The 15,061-nt window shown below is 69.3% G+C and carries 17 protein-coding genes; 11 read left to right on the top strand and 6 right to left on the bottom strand.

Going from position 1 to position 15,061, the window contains the following annotated elements; translation table 11 throughout:
- Positions 1-7 precede the first annotated feature (7 nt).
- The gene (locus AC1MEY_RS12600; RefSeq protein WP_480230946.1) at positions 8-907 is read left to right on the top strand and encodes a MetQ/NlpA family ABC transporter substrate-binding protein; all 900 of its coding nucleotides are present in this window, start codon (positions 8-10) and stop codon (positions 905-907) included.
- A gap of 4 nt (positions 908-911) precedes the next feature.
- Here AC1MEY_RS12600 and AC1MEY_RS12595 read toward each other — a convergent pair whose 3' ends face one another.
- Entirely contained in the window at positions 912-1,526 is a 615-nt protein-coding gene (locus AC1MEY_RS12595) for a type II toxin-antitoxin system PemK/MazF family toxin (RefSeq protein ID WP_480230945.1), read from the bottom strand.
- 101 nt (positions 1,527-1,627) lie between these two features.
- On the opposite strand from AC1MEY_RS12595, the gene lepA reads away from it, so the two are divergent.
- From lepA to AC1MEY_RS12575, 4 genes are all read left to right on the top strand, one after another.
- The gene (gene lepA, locus AC1MEY_RS12590; protein ID WP_480231449.1) at positions 1,628-3,469 is read left to right on the top strand and encodes a translation elongation factor 4; all 1,842 of its coding nucleotides are present in this window, start codon (positions 1,628-1,630) and stop codon (positions 3,467-3,469) included.
- Entirely contained in the window at positions 3,441-4,178 is a 738-nt protein-coding gene (locus AC1MEY_RS12585) for a sensor domain-containing protein (protein ID WP_480230944.1), read from the top strand. Before lepA ends, AC1MEY_RS12585 begins: the two co-directional genes overlap by 29 nt.
- A 37-nt stretch (positions 4,179-4,215) precedes the next feature.
- Positions 4,216-4,920 carry a sensor domain-containing protein gene (locus AC1MEY_RS12580; RefSeq protein WP_480230943.1) on the top strand — a complete coding sequence of 235 codons (705 nt, stop codon included), beginning with the start codon at positions 4,216-4,218 and terminating at the stop codon, positions 4,918-4,920.
- Between the two features lie 68 nt (positions 4,921-4,988).
- Complete coding sequence (locus tag AC1MEY_RS12575; RefSeq protein WP_480230942.1) at positions 4,989-5,123, top strand: hypothetical protein; 135 nt, start codon at positions 4,989-4,991, stop codon at positions 5,121-5,123.
- Positions 5,124-5,136: 13 nt separating this feature from the next.
- On the opposite strand, the gene AC1MEY_RS12570 is transcribed toward AC1MEY_RS12575, so the two are convergent.
- The 5 genes from AC1MEY_RS12570 to AC1MEY_RS12550 form a co-directional block, all read right to left on the bottom strand.
- Positions 5,137-5,634: a GAF domain-containing protein gene (locus AC1MEY_RS12570; RefSeq protein ID WP_480230941.1), complete on the bottom strand. Its 498-nt coding sequence runs from the start codon at positions 5,632-5,634 to the stop codon at positions 5,137-5,139.
- A gap of 57 nt (positions 5,635-5,691) precedes the next feature.
- Positions 5,692-6,969 (bottom strand): HNH endonuclease, encoded by a 1,278-nt coding sequence (locus tag AC1MEY_RS12565; RefSeq protein ID WP_480230940.1) that lies wholly within the window; start codon positions 6,967-6,969, stop codon positions 5,692-5,694.
- A 48-nt stretch (positions 6,970-7,017) separates the two neighbouring features.
- The gene (locus tag AC1MEY_RS12560; protein WP_480230939.1) at positions 7,018-7,287 is read right to left on the bottom strand and encodes an ANTAR domain-containing protein; all 270 of its coding nucleotides are present in this window, start codon (positions 7,285-7,287) and stop codon (positions 7,018-7,020) included.
- Between the two features lie 93 nt (positions 7,288-7,380).
- Positions 7,381-9,414 carry a glycoside hydrolase family 15 protein gene (locus tag AC1MEY_RS12555; RefSeq protein ID WP_480230938.1) on the bottom strand — a complete coding sequence of 678 codons (2,034 nt, stop codon included), beginning with the start codon at positions 9,412-9,414 and terminating at the stop codon, positions 7,381-7,383.
- Between the two features lie 74 nt (positions 9,415-9,488).
- Entirely contained in the window at positions 9,489-10,655 is a 1,167-nt protein-coding gene (locus tag AC1MEY_RS12550; protein ID WP_480231448.1) for an FAD-dependent oxidoreductase, read from the bottom strand.
- A gap of 81 nt (positions 10,656-10,736) precedes the next feature.
- Between AC1MEY_RS12550 and AC1MEY_RS12545 the strand changes: the two genes are divergently transcribed.
- From AC1MEY_RS12545 to AC1MEY_RS12520, 6 genes are all read left to right on the top strand, one after another.
- Positions 10,737-10,931 carry a hypothetical protein gene (locus tag AC1MEY_RS12545; RefSeq protein ID WP_480230937.1) on the top strand — a complete coding sequence of 65 codons (195 nt, stop codon included), beginning with the start codon at positions 10,737-10,739 and terminating at the stop codon, positions 10,929-10,931.
- 117 nt (positions 10,932-11,048) lie between these two features.
- Complete coding sequence (locus AC1MEY_RS12540) at positions 11,049-11,141, top strand: Ms4533A family Cys-rich leader peptide (protein ID WP_480230936.1); 93 nt, start codon at positions 11,049-11,051, stop codon at positions 11,139-11,141.
- Positions 11,142-11,265: 124 nt separating this feature from the next.
- Positions 11,266-12,300, top strand: coding sequence for a sulfate ABC transporter substrate-binding protein (locus tag AC1MEY_RS12535; protein ID WP_480230935.1), 1,035 nt, complete (start codon positions 11,266-11,268; stop codon positions 12,298-12,300).
- Positions 12,297-13,169, top strand: a complete 873-nt coding sequence (gene cysT / locus AC1MEY_RS12530; protein ID WP_480230934.1) for a sulfate ABC transporter permease subunit CysT — start codon at positions 12,297-12,299, stop codon at positions 13,167-13,169. Before AC1MEY_RS12535 ends, cysT begins: the two co-directional genes overlap by 4 nt.
- Complete coding sequence (cysW, locus tag AC1MEY_RS12525) at positions 13,166-13,978, top strand: sulfate ABC transporter permease subunit CysW (RefSeq protein WP_480230933.1); 813 nt, start codon at positions 13,166-13,168, stop codon at positions 13,976-13,978. Before cysT ends, cysW begins: the two co-directional genes overlap by 4 nt.
- Before the next feature lie 31 nt (positions 13,979-14,009).
- Positions 14,010-15,059, top strand: coding sequence for a sulfate/molybdate ABC transporter ATP-binding protein (locus tag AC1MEY_RS12520; protein ID WP_480230932.1), 1,050 nt, complete (start codon positions 14,010-14,012; stop codon positions 15,057-15,059).
- The last annotated feature ends 2 nt before the right edge of the window (positions 15,060-15,061 follow it).

The following is a 15,061-nucleotide window of genomic DNA, read 5'->3' as shown; positions in this document are numbered from 1 at the left end:
CACACCCATGGCCATCAACACCACCGTCGAGGACACCGACGACCACGGGTTCGAACTCAAACGCCGGCCCACATGGCTCTGGATCGCGCTGAGCCTGGTGCTCGTCGTCGCCCTGGTCGTCGGCGCGCGGCTGCTGTTCTTCGGGAAGACGGAGTCGGCGAACGAGATCGCCGGCGCGACGCTGGTGGTCGCCACCAACGAGGGCAACGCCGCCGAGCAGGCGCTCATCGAGTACATCGCGGCCGAGGTCGCGCCCCGGCACGGGATCAAGGTCGCGTTCCGCGGTCTGTCCGACAGCAACACCATCAACCGCGCGGTGAGCGACGGCGAGGTGGCCGGGACGATCTACCAGCACAGGCTGTGGCTGGGGCAGGTGCTGGAGGCCAATCCGGACTTCAAGGAGGAGGCCGCGACGCCGGTGTTCCGCTGGGGCTTCGGCCTCTGGTCGGACAAGTACACCGATCCGGCGCAGCTGCCGGACGGCGCCAACGTCTCGCTGTACTCGGACCCCGCCAACGAGGCGCAGGGCCTGTGGCTGCTCGAGCGCGCCGGCTTGATCACCCTCGACCCGGCCGTCGACAAGTGGACCGCGACGCAGAAGGACATCGTCGCCAACCCCAAGAACCTGAGGTTCACGCTGCTGGACTTCGCCGCGCAGTCGCGGTCGCTGCCGGATCTCGACGCCGCGGTCGGCTACACCGAGTACTACCTGGCGGCGAAGGTGCCGCTGGAACGGCAGATCTTCGCGCCGCCGGCGCCCGACGAGTTCGCCGGTCAGCTGACCATCGGCAGCAAGTGGGCCGACACCGACAACGTCAAGAAGCTGGTGGAGACGTTCAAGGACCCGGCCGTGCAGGAGTACCTGGCCACCAACCCGGCCGTGAAGGACATCCTGCTGCCGCTGTAGGGAGTCAGGACCAGCGGTACTCGGCGCGCAGGCGGGCGGCGACGAGTTCGAAGCGCTCGCGGTCGAGGACCGCGCCCTCGCGGCGGATGCCCTCCTCGGGCACGTCGAGCACGCGGTCGAGCCTGACCCAGCTGGCCCGGCCCTCGTGGTCCCAGCTGCCGGCGCCGATGCCCACCCAGGTGTCGTCGCCGCGGTGGCGGTCCTGGCTGGACAGCATCAGTCCGAGCAGGGTCCGCGAGTCGCGGCCGACGACGAGCACGGGGCGGTCCTTGCCGCGGGTGGGGTCGTCCTCGTAGACCACCCACGTCCACACGATCTCGCCCGGATCGGCCTGCCCGTCGAGGTCGGGGGAGTACTGGACGCGGCGGGCGCGGTGCGCGGTCGGGACGCTGTTCTCGGTGACCGGCCGGCCGGTCGTGATGGCCTGCTGCTGGGGTTGAGCCGTGGCGTTGGCGAATGCCGACAGGCCGACGTCGATTCCGAGCTTGATGCCCTGCTGCAGGCTGCGCTGCAGACCTTCGTTGCGGGGTAGCTGGCGGATGAGCTTGGGCGCCTCGTCGAACACCAGCTTCTCCGTGCCCTTGAGAAACCGCTGGAACGGTCTCCACTGTGACGCCATGGATGCGAGCATAGGCACGATTGTGTCGTCACGGCGCTGGGTCGATAGGCTGGGGGTAGCTCACCACGCCGTATGAGTCTGCGCTTACCAGGAGAAACCCAATCAGCACTTTCGCCGACAAGACCTTCACTGCGCCGGCGCAGATTCGGAACTTCTGCATCATCGCCCACATCGACCACGGCAAGTCCACTTTGGCCGACCGGATGCTGGGCATCACCGGCGTCGTCGCCGACCGTGACATGCGGGCCCAGTACCTGGACCGGATGGACATCGAGCGCGAGCGCGGCATCACGATCAAGGCGCAGAACGTGCGGCTGCCGTGGTCGGTGGGCGACGACGAGTTCGTCCTGCACCTCATCGACACGCCGGGCCACGTCGACTTCACCTACGAGGTGTCCCGCGCGCTGGAGGCCTGCGAGGGCGCAGTGCTGCTGGTCGACGCCGCGCAGGGCATCGAGGCTCAGACGCTCGCCAACCTGTACCTGGCGCTCGACCGCGGGTTGACCATCATCCCGGTGCTCAACAAGATCGACCTTCCCGCCGCCGACCCGGACCGCTACGCCGGTGAGATCGCCCACATCATCGGTTGCGAGCCCGAGGACGTCCTGCGGGTGTCCGGCAAGACCGGCGTCGGCGTCCGCGAACTGCTCGACGAGGTGGTCCGTCTGGTCCCGGCCCCGGTCGGGGAGGCCGACGCGTCTGCGCGGGCCATGATCTTCGACTCCGTCTACGACATCTACCGCGGCGTGGTGACCTACGTCCGCGTCGTCGACGGCACGCTGAAGCCGCGCGAGAAGATCAAGATGATGTCGACCGGCACCACCCACGAGCTGCTCGAGGTGGGCATCGTCTCGCCCGAGCCGAAGGCCACCGAGGGGCTCGGCGTCGGCGAGGTCGGCTACCTGATCACCGGCGTCAAGGACGTCCGCCAGTCGAAGGTCGGCGACACCGTGACCTCGGCGCGCAACGGGGCCACCGAGGCGCTCACCGGTTACCGGGAGCCCAAGCCGATGGTCTACTCGGGCCTCTACCCGGTCGACGGCTCCGACTACCCGAACCTGCGCGACGCGCTCGAGCGGCTGCAGCTCAACGACGCGGCCTTGGTGTGGGAGCCCGAGACGTCGGTGGCGCTGGGCTTCGGCTTCCGCTGCGGCTTCCTGGGCCTGCTCCACATGGAGATCACCCGCGAACGCCTCGAGCGCGAGTTCGACCTCGACCTCATCTCCACCTCGCCCAACGTCGTGTACCGGGTGGTCAAGGTCGACGGCACCGAGCTGACCGTGACGAACCCGTCGATCTGGCCCGAGGGCAAGGTCGGCGACGTCTACGAGCCGATCGTGAAGACCACGGTCATCGCGCCGAGCGAGTTCATCGGCACGATCATGGAGCTGTGCCAGCAGCGGCGCGGCGAACTGGGCGGGATGGACTACCTGTCGCCCGAGCGCGTGGAACTCCGCTACACGATGCCGCTCGGCGAGATCATCTTCGACTTCTTCGACTCGCTGAAGTCGCGCACCCGCGGCTACGCCAGCCTGGACTACGAGGAGGCCGGCGAGCAGGTGAGCGATCTGGTGAAGGTCGACATCCTGCTGCAGGGCGAGGCCGTCGACGCCTTCAGCGCGATCGTGCACAAGGACTCGGCCGCCGCGTACGGCAACAAGATGACCACCAAGCTCAAGGAACTGATCCCGCGCCAGCAGTTCGAGGTGCCCATCCAGGCGGCGATCGGCGCGCGGATCATCGCACGTGAGAACATCCGGGCCATCCGCAAGGACGTGCTGAGCAAGTGCTACGGCGGGGACATCACCCGCAAGCGCAAGCTGCTCGAGAAGCAGAAGGAGGGCAAGAAGCGGATGAAGACCATCGGCCGTGTCGAGGTCCCGCAGGAAGCCTTCGTCGCCGCACTGTCCTCCGATGCCGCGAGTGACAAGCCGAAGAAGTAGCCGCACGGTCCTGCTGGCCGTGTGCCTGCTGACCGGGTGCGCCCACGTCGTCCCGGGTGCCGCCGCGCCGGCCGACACCGCGTTCGCGATCCTGCCCACCGACGACCAGATCAGCACCGCGGCGGGAAACCGGTTGAGCACGTTCGACTTCGAACCGTTCATCGGCGGAGCGGAGATCTTGCCCGACGGGTACCGCACCGACGCCGACGCGTCCCCGATCGCGTGCGTCGCCGTGACCGACACCGCGCCGCGGATCGTGTACGAGGCGCTACCCGTCGTCGAGGCCGCCCGGCAGAGCTACTTCAACTGGAACCCCGGGGCACGCACCACGGGGGCCGACGCCGCCGTCGTGCGCCTTGCGACCGCCGACGACGCGCAGCGCACCTTCGACGACTTCACCCGCCAGTGGGAGCAGTGCGACGACACCAGTGTGGTGAAGCGCCTTCGCGGCGTCACCGACACCGAGGTCGACGCGGCCGTGACCGACGTCGGGGTGACGGGTTCGGTGCTGACGGCCGCCGTGGCGACCACCCAGCGTCCGCTGCCGGTCGTCACCTCGGGAGCCGCATCCTTCGAGCGGGCGGTCGGCGTGCGGGGTGACACCCTCGTCGAGGTGTCACTCGCGTTGTCGCCCAGCGCCGGTCGCGGCGAGGACCCCGGCCGCAGTGCGACGGCCGTGGTGACCGCGATGCTCGACAAGGTCCGGTAGGTGGCGGTGGCGGTCGCCGTTCGGTCAGAATGACGCGGTGATCACCGTTTCGAGGCGGCCGCGTGGGCGCCTCGTCCTCGCCGCCGCGGCGTGTCTGCTGGCGGCGGGATGCACCAGCACGGTCTCGGGCAGCGCGGTGCGCGACCCCGCGGGGGCGCCGCTGAACGTGCCCGCCCTGCGTGAGTCGCAACTCGACGACGTGATGCTGAGCCTCGGCGAACTCGCGTCGGCGGTCGATGCACCCGAACTCGACACGATCATCGACTCCGACGAGATGAGTGACAACGTCGACGCCGTCTCCGACCCCGCCTGCCTCGGCGCGATCATGGGCGCCGAGGACGCCGTCTACGGCCCCAGCGGTTGGACGGCCGTGCGCGACCACGTGGTGGGTGACGCCGACGACGAGCACTGGGTCGAACAGACCGCGGTGCTGTACCCGTCCGAGGACGCCGCACGAGCGTTCTACGACGAGTCGACGACGGGGTGGCAGGACTGCGCGGGCTTCTCGGTGTCCGTGGACGACACCGACTTCAGCTATGTCTGGGAGATCGGCGATCTCGACGTCGGCGGCGACATGATCACCCAGGTGACCACGGAGCAGGACTACGACGACTGGCAGTGCCAGCACGCGATGTCCCAGGTGTCCAATCTCGTCGTGGAGACCTGGGCGTGCGCGTTCGGGCGCACCGAGGGCGCGGTGGAGATCGCCGAACGGATGCTGGCCAAGGCCGCGAAGGCGTAGGCGCGCGTTCGGATCCGCGTGACCGCAACTGCCGACACGGGGGCGCGTGGCGTCCTAGGTTCTAGGTCGTGACGGTCCAACTGCACCCCAGGTACGAGGCGTCCTCGCTCCAGGAGGTCTGGGCCGCGGCGTGGCCGTGGCTCGTCCTCGCGCTCGGTGTCGTGGTCGTCGTCGTGGGCGGGGTCTTCTTCTCACCCGCGTGATGCGCGGATCGGGTCAGCCGAGGGCGTTCTCGTCGCCCGCGACGATCCGCTCGACGTCGGCGCGCAGGCTCTCCAGGTGTGCGCGCTCCTCGGCGGTGTACTCGCGGGACTTGTCGTCGAGTACGCACACCGTGCCCACCACGGCGCCGTCGGCATCGTGCACGGCGAGGCCCAGGTAGTTGTGCAGCCCGAACTCCTTCTCGTCCTCGTTGCCGGCGAAGGTCGCATCCTCGCGCGAGTCCCGGACGAACAGCGCGTCGTCGGTGTCGACGACGCGCTCGCAGTACAGCGGCACGCGCGCGGCGTCCTGTCCGGCCTTCGCGCCCGCGCCGCCCACCGCGTAGTGGCGGGTGGCCTCGCCCGCGGTGGCTGCGACGACCATCTGATCGGGATCCGAGCGCATCACCAACACCGACTTCACGTCGAGCAGCTTCGCCACCCGTTCGAGGTCGTCGGCGACGGGGGAGAGGGCGTCGGTGGTGTCGGTCTGATGCGGCTCCGGTGTGCTCACGCTTGAATCATCGTCGCTCGTGGCCGTCGTGCCAACCCGTGCGCTCGTGATGAGCACCTAGGCGGCGCGGCGGGTGGCGATGCGGAATCTGGCGATGTCCATGTAGCGGACGGTGATGGTGGGGCGGCCGGGTAGTGGTGGCGCTTGGGAGCAGTGGGTGGCGCCGGTGGGGGTGGTGAGTTCGGTTGTATGGCAACCGTTCTCGATCCGGACCTCGGTGTGCCAGCCGGGGGCTTCCTTGGCGTAGTTGCACGCCTCGCACAGCCCTTGGCCGTTGTCGGCGGTGGTGGGCCCACCGCGCGCGGCCGGGACGATGTGGTCGTGGTGGCGGATCGGGGCGTTGCAGTACGGCGTGCGGCAGGTGTCGTCGCGCAACTCGATGAACCGCGCCAACCCGGCGGGAAACAACCGCGCCCGGGATTCCATCGCGACCAACGCCCCGCTACGGGGGTGGCGGTAGAGCCGCCGCAGCGTCGCCTGAGAGCGAGCATCGGCGACGGCGTCGGTGACGAGGTGCCGTGCGACGGCGGCCGGGATCGGTCCGTGCCCGGGGATCCGGGCAGGTTCAACGTCCCCACCGAGCAAGCTTTCGTCGGTGATCACGAGGTCGACGGTGATGGGGACGGGGACGTCGGCGGGGCGGCCGGTGACCCGTTCGACCAGCGTGTCCGCCATGACCTGCCCGCGGCCGCGGCCGTCGCCGCAGGTGTCGGCTTCGCGTTTCAACGCGGCGTACACCGAGACGCCCTGGGTGAGGGGGAGCAGGGCGGTGGCCCAGACCATGCCGTCGGCGGCGGGCCGAAGCCAGAAGCCGCGTTCGCCGGGTGCCTTGGTGGCGCGGTCGACGACGGCGTGCGGGTCGAGGCGGTAGGCGATCTTCTTGGCGTCGGCGGCGATCCGCTTGTCGCCCTTGCCCGCCAACGCTGCCAAATCACTGCACAGTTCGGCGTCCAACGCCCTTCGGTCCTCCACGTCCAGACAGGCCGATTCCCGCACGATGAGGGTGCATCGCCATTCGGAGAGGACGCCCTGCTCCAGCGCGGCCAACGTGTAGGGCATTTCGTGGACGAGGGCGCGGGCGAACCCGAGGTGCCGGCCGCCCATGGTGGGGGAGTCGTGGCGGGCCAACGCGACTTCTGAGGCCAGGCCCTTGCCGCGCTTGGACGCCGGGACGCCGCGTTCGGCTTCGGCGGAGCGGCGCATCCCGTCGAGGGCGGCGGTGGCCCGGGCTTGCGTGGCGGCGGCGGTGCACTTGAGGCGTTCCAGCCGTTCGATGTGCTCGATGAGGCCGGCCTCGTCCACCGAGGCGGGGTCGAAGTCCAGCACGTCGAACATGTGTTCGATACTACCGGCGCCCACCGACACGGACGAGCCGGACAGCTCTCAGACGATGGGCGTCAGCGTTGCGGCGCGAGCGCGCCGGATCAGGTCACCCCAGGCGTTGAACGCCTCGCTGTCCTCGGCCGAGGACGAGCCGCCGGCGATCGCCGACAGGCTGCGCGCCACGTTGAACAGACCCAGCCCGGTCGTGGTCGCCACGGCCACCAACTCGTCGAACGCCTCGCGCTCGGCGCAGCCGCGCAGTCCGATCAGGATTCCGACGGCGACGTCGAGATCCCGTCGCGATGCATCCCCGGTCCTGGTGCGGCTCATGATGGCGTCCTTTCGCGTGACGTCACCATCGTCCGGTGCGCCACCGACGTCGACAAGACATCGAAGCAGCACGAGTCTGAACGGCGGCTGAACTCAGGTGGGCGCGTTGGCCGGCTGGAAGCCGCCCGTGCTGTCGGCCTCCTCCTCGGCGCGGATCACGTGCACCACGGCGTTGATGAGCGCCAGGTGGGTGAACGCCTGCGGGAAGTTGCCGAGATGTCGTCCGGTGCGCGGCTCGATCTCCTCGGCGTAGAGGTGCAGCGGGCTCGCGAAGGACAGCAGCCGCTCGCAGAGATGCTTGGCGCGACTGAACTCGCCGATCTCCACCAGCGCCGACACCAGCCAGAACGAACAGATCGTGAAGGTGCCCTCCTCGCCGGACAACCCGTCGTCGGTCTCCTCGACGCGGTAGCGCAGGACCAGACCGTCCTCGGTCAGCTCGTCGGCGATCGCCAGCACCGTGTTCCGGACGATCGGATCGTCGGACGGCAGGAACCGCACCAGGACGGCCAGCAGCAGCGACGCGTCGAGTGCGTCGTCGCCGTAGCGCTGCACGAGCACGCCTCGCGAGTCGACGCCGCGGCTGAGCACGTCGGCCTTGATCTCCTCGGCGATCGCCCGCCACTGCTGCGCGTAGCTCTTCTCGCCTTGCAGCTCGGCCAGTTTCGAGCCGCGGTCCAGGGCGACCCAGCACATGATCTTGCTGGACGTGAAGTGCTGCGGCTCGCCGCGCACCTCCCAGATGCCGCGGTCGGGTTCCTTCCAGTGCTTGATCGCCTCTTCGACCTGATTCTTGAGCACCGGCCACAGCATCTCCGGGATCTGTTCGCGCGACTTCGCGTGCAGGTACACCGAATCCAACATGGTGCCCCAGATGTCGTGCTGCATCTGGTCGAACGCGCCGTTGCCGATGCGCACCGGCCGCGAGTTGTCGTACCCCGACAGGTGATGGAGTTCCTCCTCCACCAGGTGGCGTTCGCCGCCGACGGCGTACATCACCTGAAGGGGATGGCGCTCACCGTTGTTCGCGCCCGACACGTCGGCGATGAACGCGAAGAAGTCGTCGGCCTCACGGTCGAGTCCCAGCGTGTAGAGCCCCCACAGCGCGAACGTGGAGTCGCGGATCCAGGAGTATCGGTAGTCCCAGTTGCGTTCGCCCTGCGGCGTTTCCGGCAGCGACGTGGTGCTGGCCGCCAGCAGCGCGCCGGTCGGTGAGTACGTCAGCCCCTTGAGCGTCAGCGCGCTGCGCTGCAGGTAGGAGCGCCACGGGTGGTCGGGGAAGTCGCCGATGTTGATCCACTGCCGCCACGACTCGCTGGTCTTCCACATCTTGTCGGACGCCTCGTCGAACGTCTGCGGCGCCGGATGGCCCGACCAGCTCAGCGCGACGAAGACGTTGTCGCCCTCCGACAGTCGGGTCCGCGCCCGCGCCTCGTGCCCCTCCAGTCCGATCCGCAGGTTGCTGGTCAGGCGCAGCGTGGGATGGGCCTCGGGATCCTTGCCCGCGCGGGCGATCGCCTCGCCGTAGGCTGCTGCCGAATACTCCCAGGTGGCGCTCTGGCGGTGGTAGTCGAACGACGGCTCGCAACTCATCACCAGCTCGACGACACCGCTGACGCACCGGACCGTGCGCAGCAGGATGTGCTCGGCGTCCCAGTCCATCGGGGTGCGACGGTGCGTGCGAGAACGGGTTTCGAGGTCGTGCCACGGACCCATCACGAGCGCGTCTCGCACGATCAACCAGCCGGTGTGCGTCTGCCAGGTGGTCTCGAGGATCAGGCTGCCCGGCAGGTAGCGCCGGGCCGCGGGCACGGTCACGCCGTACGGCCCGAGCCGGAAGTGTCCGGCACCGCGGTCGAGGATCGCGCCGAACACGCTGGGGGAGTCGGGACGCGGGACGCACATCCACTCGACCGAGCCGGCCGAGGAGATCAGGCAGGTGTTCTCGCAATCGGAGAGGAACGCGTAGTCGGCGATGGGTGGGAAGGGGTTGCGCAGCGCGCCGCCCGCCACGTACGGGACCGGCGAGGTGACGGTGAACGGCGTGACCGAATCCGGCCGGGGTCGATCGTCGGCGCCTTCCTCGTCGTGGCTACCGTCCGAGGATCCGATCTGCTGCAGAACCATGTCGGACATCATCGACCGCGGACCCGTCCGCCGTCTACTCGTGGCGAGCGTGTCGGATCTGCGACGACGTGCCCTCAGCGGCGCGCGTAGGCCGGAGCGTGCTCGGGCAGCGGGCCGATTGCCACCCCGTACGCGGCGACCGCTCGTAGCGCGGGGAACCGATTGGCCAGTCGCACCGCCCGCGGCGCCTCGCGCGGACCGGCGCCGTCTCCGATGGCCACGGCGATCGCGCGGTCCTGGACGGTCCGCTGCACCCGCTGGATGATGGCCGCGGGCAACCACCGACGCGCCTGCACCCGCGCGAGGTCCCGGGTGCCGACGGACCCCCTGAGCAACGGTCCCGCGAGGATGCGGGCCGCCGCGACGGCATCGGCGACGGCGAGGTTGATGCCCACCCCGCCGATGGGGGACATGGCGTGCGCAGCGTCACCGATGAGCAACAGGCCGTCGGCGTACCAGCGGCGCAACCGGTTGAGTCGCACGTCGAGCAACTTGACCTCGTCGAAGGACCGCAGTCCCTCGCGCCCGGCCAGCCACGGCGCCAGCTCCGCCACCTTGTCGCGCAGGGCGTCGATGCCCTCGGCCCGAACGGCCGCGTCGGTGCCCTTGCGGATCAGGTAGGCGATCTGGAAGTAGTCACCCCGGTCGATCAGTGCACAGCCGTGGCCGGAGGCGAAGACGCCGTTGAGCCCGTGCGGATCGCCCTCGTGGCGCGGCAGCCGGAACCACCACACGTCCATCGGTGCGCCGAACTCGCGCGTCGTCAGGCCCGCCGCCGCGCGTAGCGTCGAGGACCGCCCGTCGCAGCCGACGGTCAGCTCGGCGCGCATCTCCCGCTCGACGCCGTCCGGGCCGCGGTACCGCACCCCGCGGACGCGTCCGCCGGACTGGACCGGGCCCAGGACCTCGGTGCTGCGCAGCAGATGGAACCCGGGCTCGGCCTCGGCGGCGGTGGCCAGCAGCTCCAGGAAGTCCCACTGCGGGACCAGGGCGATGTGCTTGTGCTTGCCGGGCAGCGACGCCAGGTCGACGTGCACGTCGGTGCCCTGGATGCTCGCGGTGATGCTGTCGATCATGCGGTGCGGCAGCGCCGCGAAGGCCTCGCCGAGGCCCAGTTCGTCGAGCAGGCGCAGCGTGCTCGCGTGCACGGTATCCCCGCGGAAGTCGCGCAGGAAGTCGGCGTGCTTCTCCATCACGGTGACGTCCACTCCGGCGCGGGCGAGAAGGAGGCCCAGCATCATCCCGGCGGGACCACCGCCCGCGACCAGGCACGTCGTCGATGCGGCGTCAGCGCTCACGAGCATGATCGTAGGGTGGACACGGTGGGCGGTCTGTTGAATTGGTGGGACGGCGTCGAACTGTGGCTGTCCGGGCTCGGCTTCGTCGCCCAGACCGTGGTCGTGATGCCGGTGGTGCTGCTGCTCGCCTACGGCGCCGCCGTCGTGCTCGACGGCGCCCTCGGAAACGGGATCCGTCTGCTGAACCGCGCCAGGCACGCCGAGGAGGACGAATCATGAACGGCATGCCACGCTCACGGGTCAGCCTGATCCTGGTGCTCCTGCTGCTCCTCGTGCTCGTCATGTGGTTGATCGCCCGGTAGGGCCGGCCGCTCAGCCTCTGTTATATTTCCGCCCATGCGCGCACCGTCCGGCAGCACCGAGGGCCACGTCCTGGCCCTCATTGCCGTGGGTGTCCGCGCCGTAGCCGACGTCTCCTGTTGTCGCTGACCCAGCCCGTTCGCGGTTTGGCGTCGGTGATGGTTGTCGAGGTGTTCGCACCGGCCACGATCTGACACATCGCCCTTCCGCGACGGGGAACCCCATTCCCCTGTTTCGTTAGGAAAGGTCTCAGATGCCCAAGATCACGAGGAGCTGGCTGTCGGCCGGCGCCATCGCCCTCACCGCCACGCTGCTCGCAGCGTGCGGCGGTGGCGGAGCGAGCGACGTCGCGGGCGGTGGTGATCAACCCGCAGCAGACACGACGCTGACGCTCGTCGCCTACGCCGTCCCCGAGCCGGGCTGGAAGAACGTCGGCACCGCGTTCGGCGCCACCGAGGACGGCAAGGGCGTCGCGATCACCGGCTCCTACGGTGCGTCCGGCGACCAGTCCCGCAAGGTCGAGGCGGGCACCCCCGCCGACATCGTCAACTTCTCCGTCGAGCCCGACGTCACACGCCTGGTCAAGGCCGGCAAGGTCGCCGACGACTGGAATGCCGACGCCACCAAGGGCATTCCGTTCGGCTCCGTCGTCACGCTCGTCGTCCGCCAGGGCAACCCGAAGGGCATCAGGGACTGGGACGACCTGCTCAAGCCCGGCGTCGAGGTGGTCACCCCCAACCCGCTGAGTTCCGGCTCGGCGAAGTGGAACCTGCTGGCGCCGTACGCCGCCAAGAGCAACGGCGGCCAGGATCAGCAGGCCGGGCTGGACTACCTCGGCCGGCTGCTCACGGGCGAGCACCTCAAGGTGCGGCCGGGATCCGGACGCGAGGCCACCGACGTGTTCCTGCAGGGCAGCGGTGACGTCCTGATCGCCTACGAGAACGAGGCGATCAACTCGAAGAAGACCCACCCGGACATCGAGTGGGTCACCCCGCCCCAGACCTTCAAGATCGAGAACCCCGTCGCGGTGATCAAGGGTGGGCAGCACGAGGCCAAGGCCAACGCGCTGAAGAACTTCCTCTACACCCCCGAGGGCCAGAAGGCCTGGGCCGAAGCAGGATTCCGCCCCGTCGACCCGGCCGTGCTCCAGGAGTACGCCGATCAGTTCCCCGCCCCGCAGAAGTTGTGGACCATCGCCGACCTCGGCGGGTGGAAGGACGCCGATCCCAAGCTGTTCGACAAGTCCAACGGGTTGATCTCGACGATCTACGGCAAGGCGACTGGATGACCTCGTCCATCTCCGAGGTGACCGTCCCGGGTGCCGGCGATGCCGGCCCCGGGGCGTCCCGCGGGCAACGCACGTCGCGCCACGGCAGCACCTCGCTGCGCGTGGGTGCGGCGTCGATCTGGCTCAGCGTCATCGTGCTGCTGCCACTGGCGGCGATCGTCTGGCAGTCGGTGGGCGGTGGGCCCGAGGCGTTCTGGACGGCCGTGACGTCGAATGCGGCGATCGCCTCGTTCAAGGTCACGCTGACCATCTCGTTCGCGGTCGCCGTCGTCAACCTGTTCTTCGGGTTGCTCGTCGCCTGGGTGCTGGTGCGCGACGACTTCCCGGGCAAGCGCCTCGTCGACGCGGTCATCGACCTGCCGTTCGCACTGCCGACCATCGTGGCGAGCCTGGTCATGCTCGCGCTCTACGGCCCCGCCAGCCCGATCGACGTGCAGCTCAACTTCACCAAGTGGGGCGTAGGCATCGCGCTGCTGTTCGTCACGCTGCCGTTCGTCGTCCGCTCGGTGCAACCGGTGCTCCAGGAACTCGATCGCGAGACCGAGGAGGCGGCGGCGTCGCTGGGCGCCAACAACTGGGTCATCTTCACCAGGGTGATCCTGCCCGCGCTGCTCCCCGCGCTGCTGTCGGGCGCGGGCCTCGCGTTCTCCCGGGCCATCGGCGAGTACGGATCGGTGGTGCTGATCGGCGGCGCCGTACCCGGCCAGACCGAGGTGTCCTCGCAGTGGATCAGGACACTGATCGAGAACGACGACCCCACCGGCGCGGCGGCCATCTCGATCGTCCTGCTGACGGTCTCGTTCGTGGTCCTGTTCATCCTGCGCACGATCGGGTCGCGCGCGGCGAAGCGGCAGGAGCTGGCGACGTGACGCCGACCCCGACCGTGCGTCGCCTGCTGCGGTTCACGGCGCTGTTCTACCTCGCCGGGCTGCTGATCGTCCCGGTCGGGCTGATCCTGTACCGCACGTTCGCGCCGGGCTTCGGCGCGTTCGTCGCCTCCATCTCGACGCCCGCCGCGCAGTCCGCGCTGCAGCTGTCGCTGCTGACGGTGGCGATCGTCGTGCCGCTCAACGTGCTGTTCGGCGTCCCGACCGCACTGGTGCTGGCGCGCAACAAGTTCCGCGGGAAGAGCGCACTGCAGGCCGTGATCGACCTGCCGTTCGCCGTGTCCCCGATCGTGGTCGGCGTCGCGCTCATCCTGCTGTGGGGTACCGCAGGCGTGTTCGGATTCGTCGAGAACGATCTCGGGTTCAAGATCATCTTCGGGTTCCCCGGCATCGTGCTCGCGAGCATCTTCGTGACGGTGCCGTTCGTCATCCGCGAGGTGGAACCGGTGCTCCACGAACTCGGCACCGACCAGGAGGAGGCGGCCTCCACGCTCGGGTCGTCGTGGTGGCAGACCTTCTGGCGGATCACGCTGCCGTCGATCCGCTGGGGCCTCACCTACGGCATCGTGCTGACCATCGCCCGCACGCTCGGGGAGTTCGGCGCCGTGGTGATGGTGTCGTCGAACCTGCCCGGCATCTCGCAGACGCTCACCCTGCTCGTCTCCGACCGCTACAACCGGGCCGACATGTACGGCGCCTACGCCATCTCCACCCTGCTGATGACGGTCGCCGTCATCGTGCTCGTCGTCCAGGTGATCCTCGACGCCCGCCGTGCCAAGCAGAGCAAGTGACTCTGACTCCGAGATTGGGAAGACTGAAGCCATGACCGACGCCATCATCGTGCGAGGCGCGACCAAGCACTACGGCGACTTCGCCGCGCTCGAGAACGTCGACTTCGAGGTGCCGAAGGGATCGCTGACGTCCCTGCTGGGCCCCAGCGGCTCAGGCAAGTCCACGCTCCTGCGCGCGATCGCCGGGCTGGACCAGCCGGACACCGGCACCATCACCATCAACGGCCGCGACGTGACGAACGAACCGCCGCAGCGGCGTGGCATCGGTTTCGTGTTCCAGCACTACGCGGCGTTCAAGCACCTGACGGTGCGCGACAACGTGGCCTTCGGCCTCAAGATCCGCAAGCGCCCGGCCAAGGAGATCAAACAGAAGGTCGACGACCTCCTCGACGTGGTCGGCCTCGGGGGCTTCCACGCCCGGTACCCGAATCAGCTGTCCGGCGGGCAGCGGCAGCGGATGGCGCTGGCCCGTGCGCTGGCCATCGACCCCGAGGTGCTGCTGCTCGACGAGCCGTTCGGCGCGCTCGACGCCAAGGTCCGCGAGGACCTGCGCGCATGGCTGCGCCGCCTGCACGACGAGGTGCACGTGACCACGGTCCTCGTCACCCACGACCAGGCCGAGGCGCTCGACGTGTCCGACCGGATCGCCGTGCTCAACAAGGGCCGCATCGAGCAGGTCGGATCGCCGACCGACGTCTACGACGCCCCGGCGAATGCGTTCGTGATGTCGTTCTTGGGCGCCGTGTCGTCGCTGAACGGAAACCTGGTCCGCCCGCACGACATCCGCGTGGGCCGCAACCCGGAGATGGCCATCGCCTCGGATCGCGCCGACGGCTCGACCGGCGTGGTCAAGGCGACCATCAACCGCGTGGTCGTGCTGGGCTTCGAGGTGCGCATCGAGCTGACGAACGCCGCGACGCAGACGCCGTTCCAGGCGCAGATCACCCGCGGCGACCTCGAGGCGCTCGGCCTCCGCGAGGGCGACACCGTCTACGTCCGCGCCACCCGCATCCCCCCGATCCCGGGTGGCGGCGAGCTGGCGTCGCACGACGAGGAGTCGGCCGCACTCACCAAGGCGTGACG

Source organism: Mycobacterium sp. PTI7 (assembly GCF_056679845.1).
This window is presented reverse-complemented; position numbering and strand designations above follow the sequence as displayed.

Bases quoted from the DNA above. Each gene is read 5' to 3' on its own strand.
- AC1MEY_RS12600 (WP_480230946.1), top strand. From the start codon at position 8: ATGGCCATCAACACCACCGTCGAGGACACCGACGACCACGGGTTCGAA.
- AC1MEY_RS12595 (WP_480230945.1), bottom strand. From the start codon at position 1,526: ATGGCGTCACAGTGGAGACCGTTCCAGCGGTTTCTCAAGGGCACGGAG.
- AC1MEY_RS12585 (WP_480230944.1), top strand. From the start codon at position 3,441: ATGCCGCGAGTGACAAGCCGAAGAAGTAGCCGCACGGTCCTGCTGGCC.
- AC1MEY_RS12565 (WP_480230940.1), bottom strand. From the start codon at position 6,969: ATGTTCGACGTGCTGGACTTCGACCCCGCCTCGGTGGACGAGGCCGGC.
- AC1MEY_RS12560 (WP_480230939.1), bottom strand. From the start codon at position 7,287: ATGAGCCGCACCAGGACCGGGGATGCATCGCGACGGGATCTCGACGTC.
- AC1MEY_RS12555 (WP_480230938.1), bottom strand. From the start codon at position 9,414: ATGGTTCTGCAGCAGATCGGATCCTCGGACGGTAGCCACGACGAGGAA.
- AC1MEY_RS12550 (WP_480231448.1), bottom strand. From the start codon at position 10,655: ATGATGCTGGGCCTCCTTCTCGCCCGCGCCGGAGTGGACGTCACCGTG.
- AC1MEY_RS12540 (WP_480230936.1), top strand. From the start codon at position 11,049: ATGCGCGCACCGTCCGGCAGCACCGAGGGCCACGTCCTGGCCCTCATT.
- AC1MEY_RS12535 (WP_480230935.1), top strand. From the start codon at position 11,266: ATGCCCAAGATCACGAGGAGCTGGCTGTCGGCCGGCGCCATCGCCCTC.
- cysT (WP_480230934.1), top strand. From the start codon at position 12,297: ATGACCTCGTCCATCTCCGAGGTGACCGTCCCGGGTGCCGGCGATGCC.
- AC1MEY_RS12520 (WP_480230932.1), top strand. From the start codon at position 14,010: ATGACCGACGCCATCATCGTGCGAGGCGCGACCAAGCACTACGGCGAC.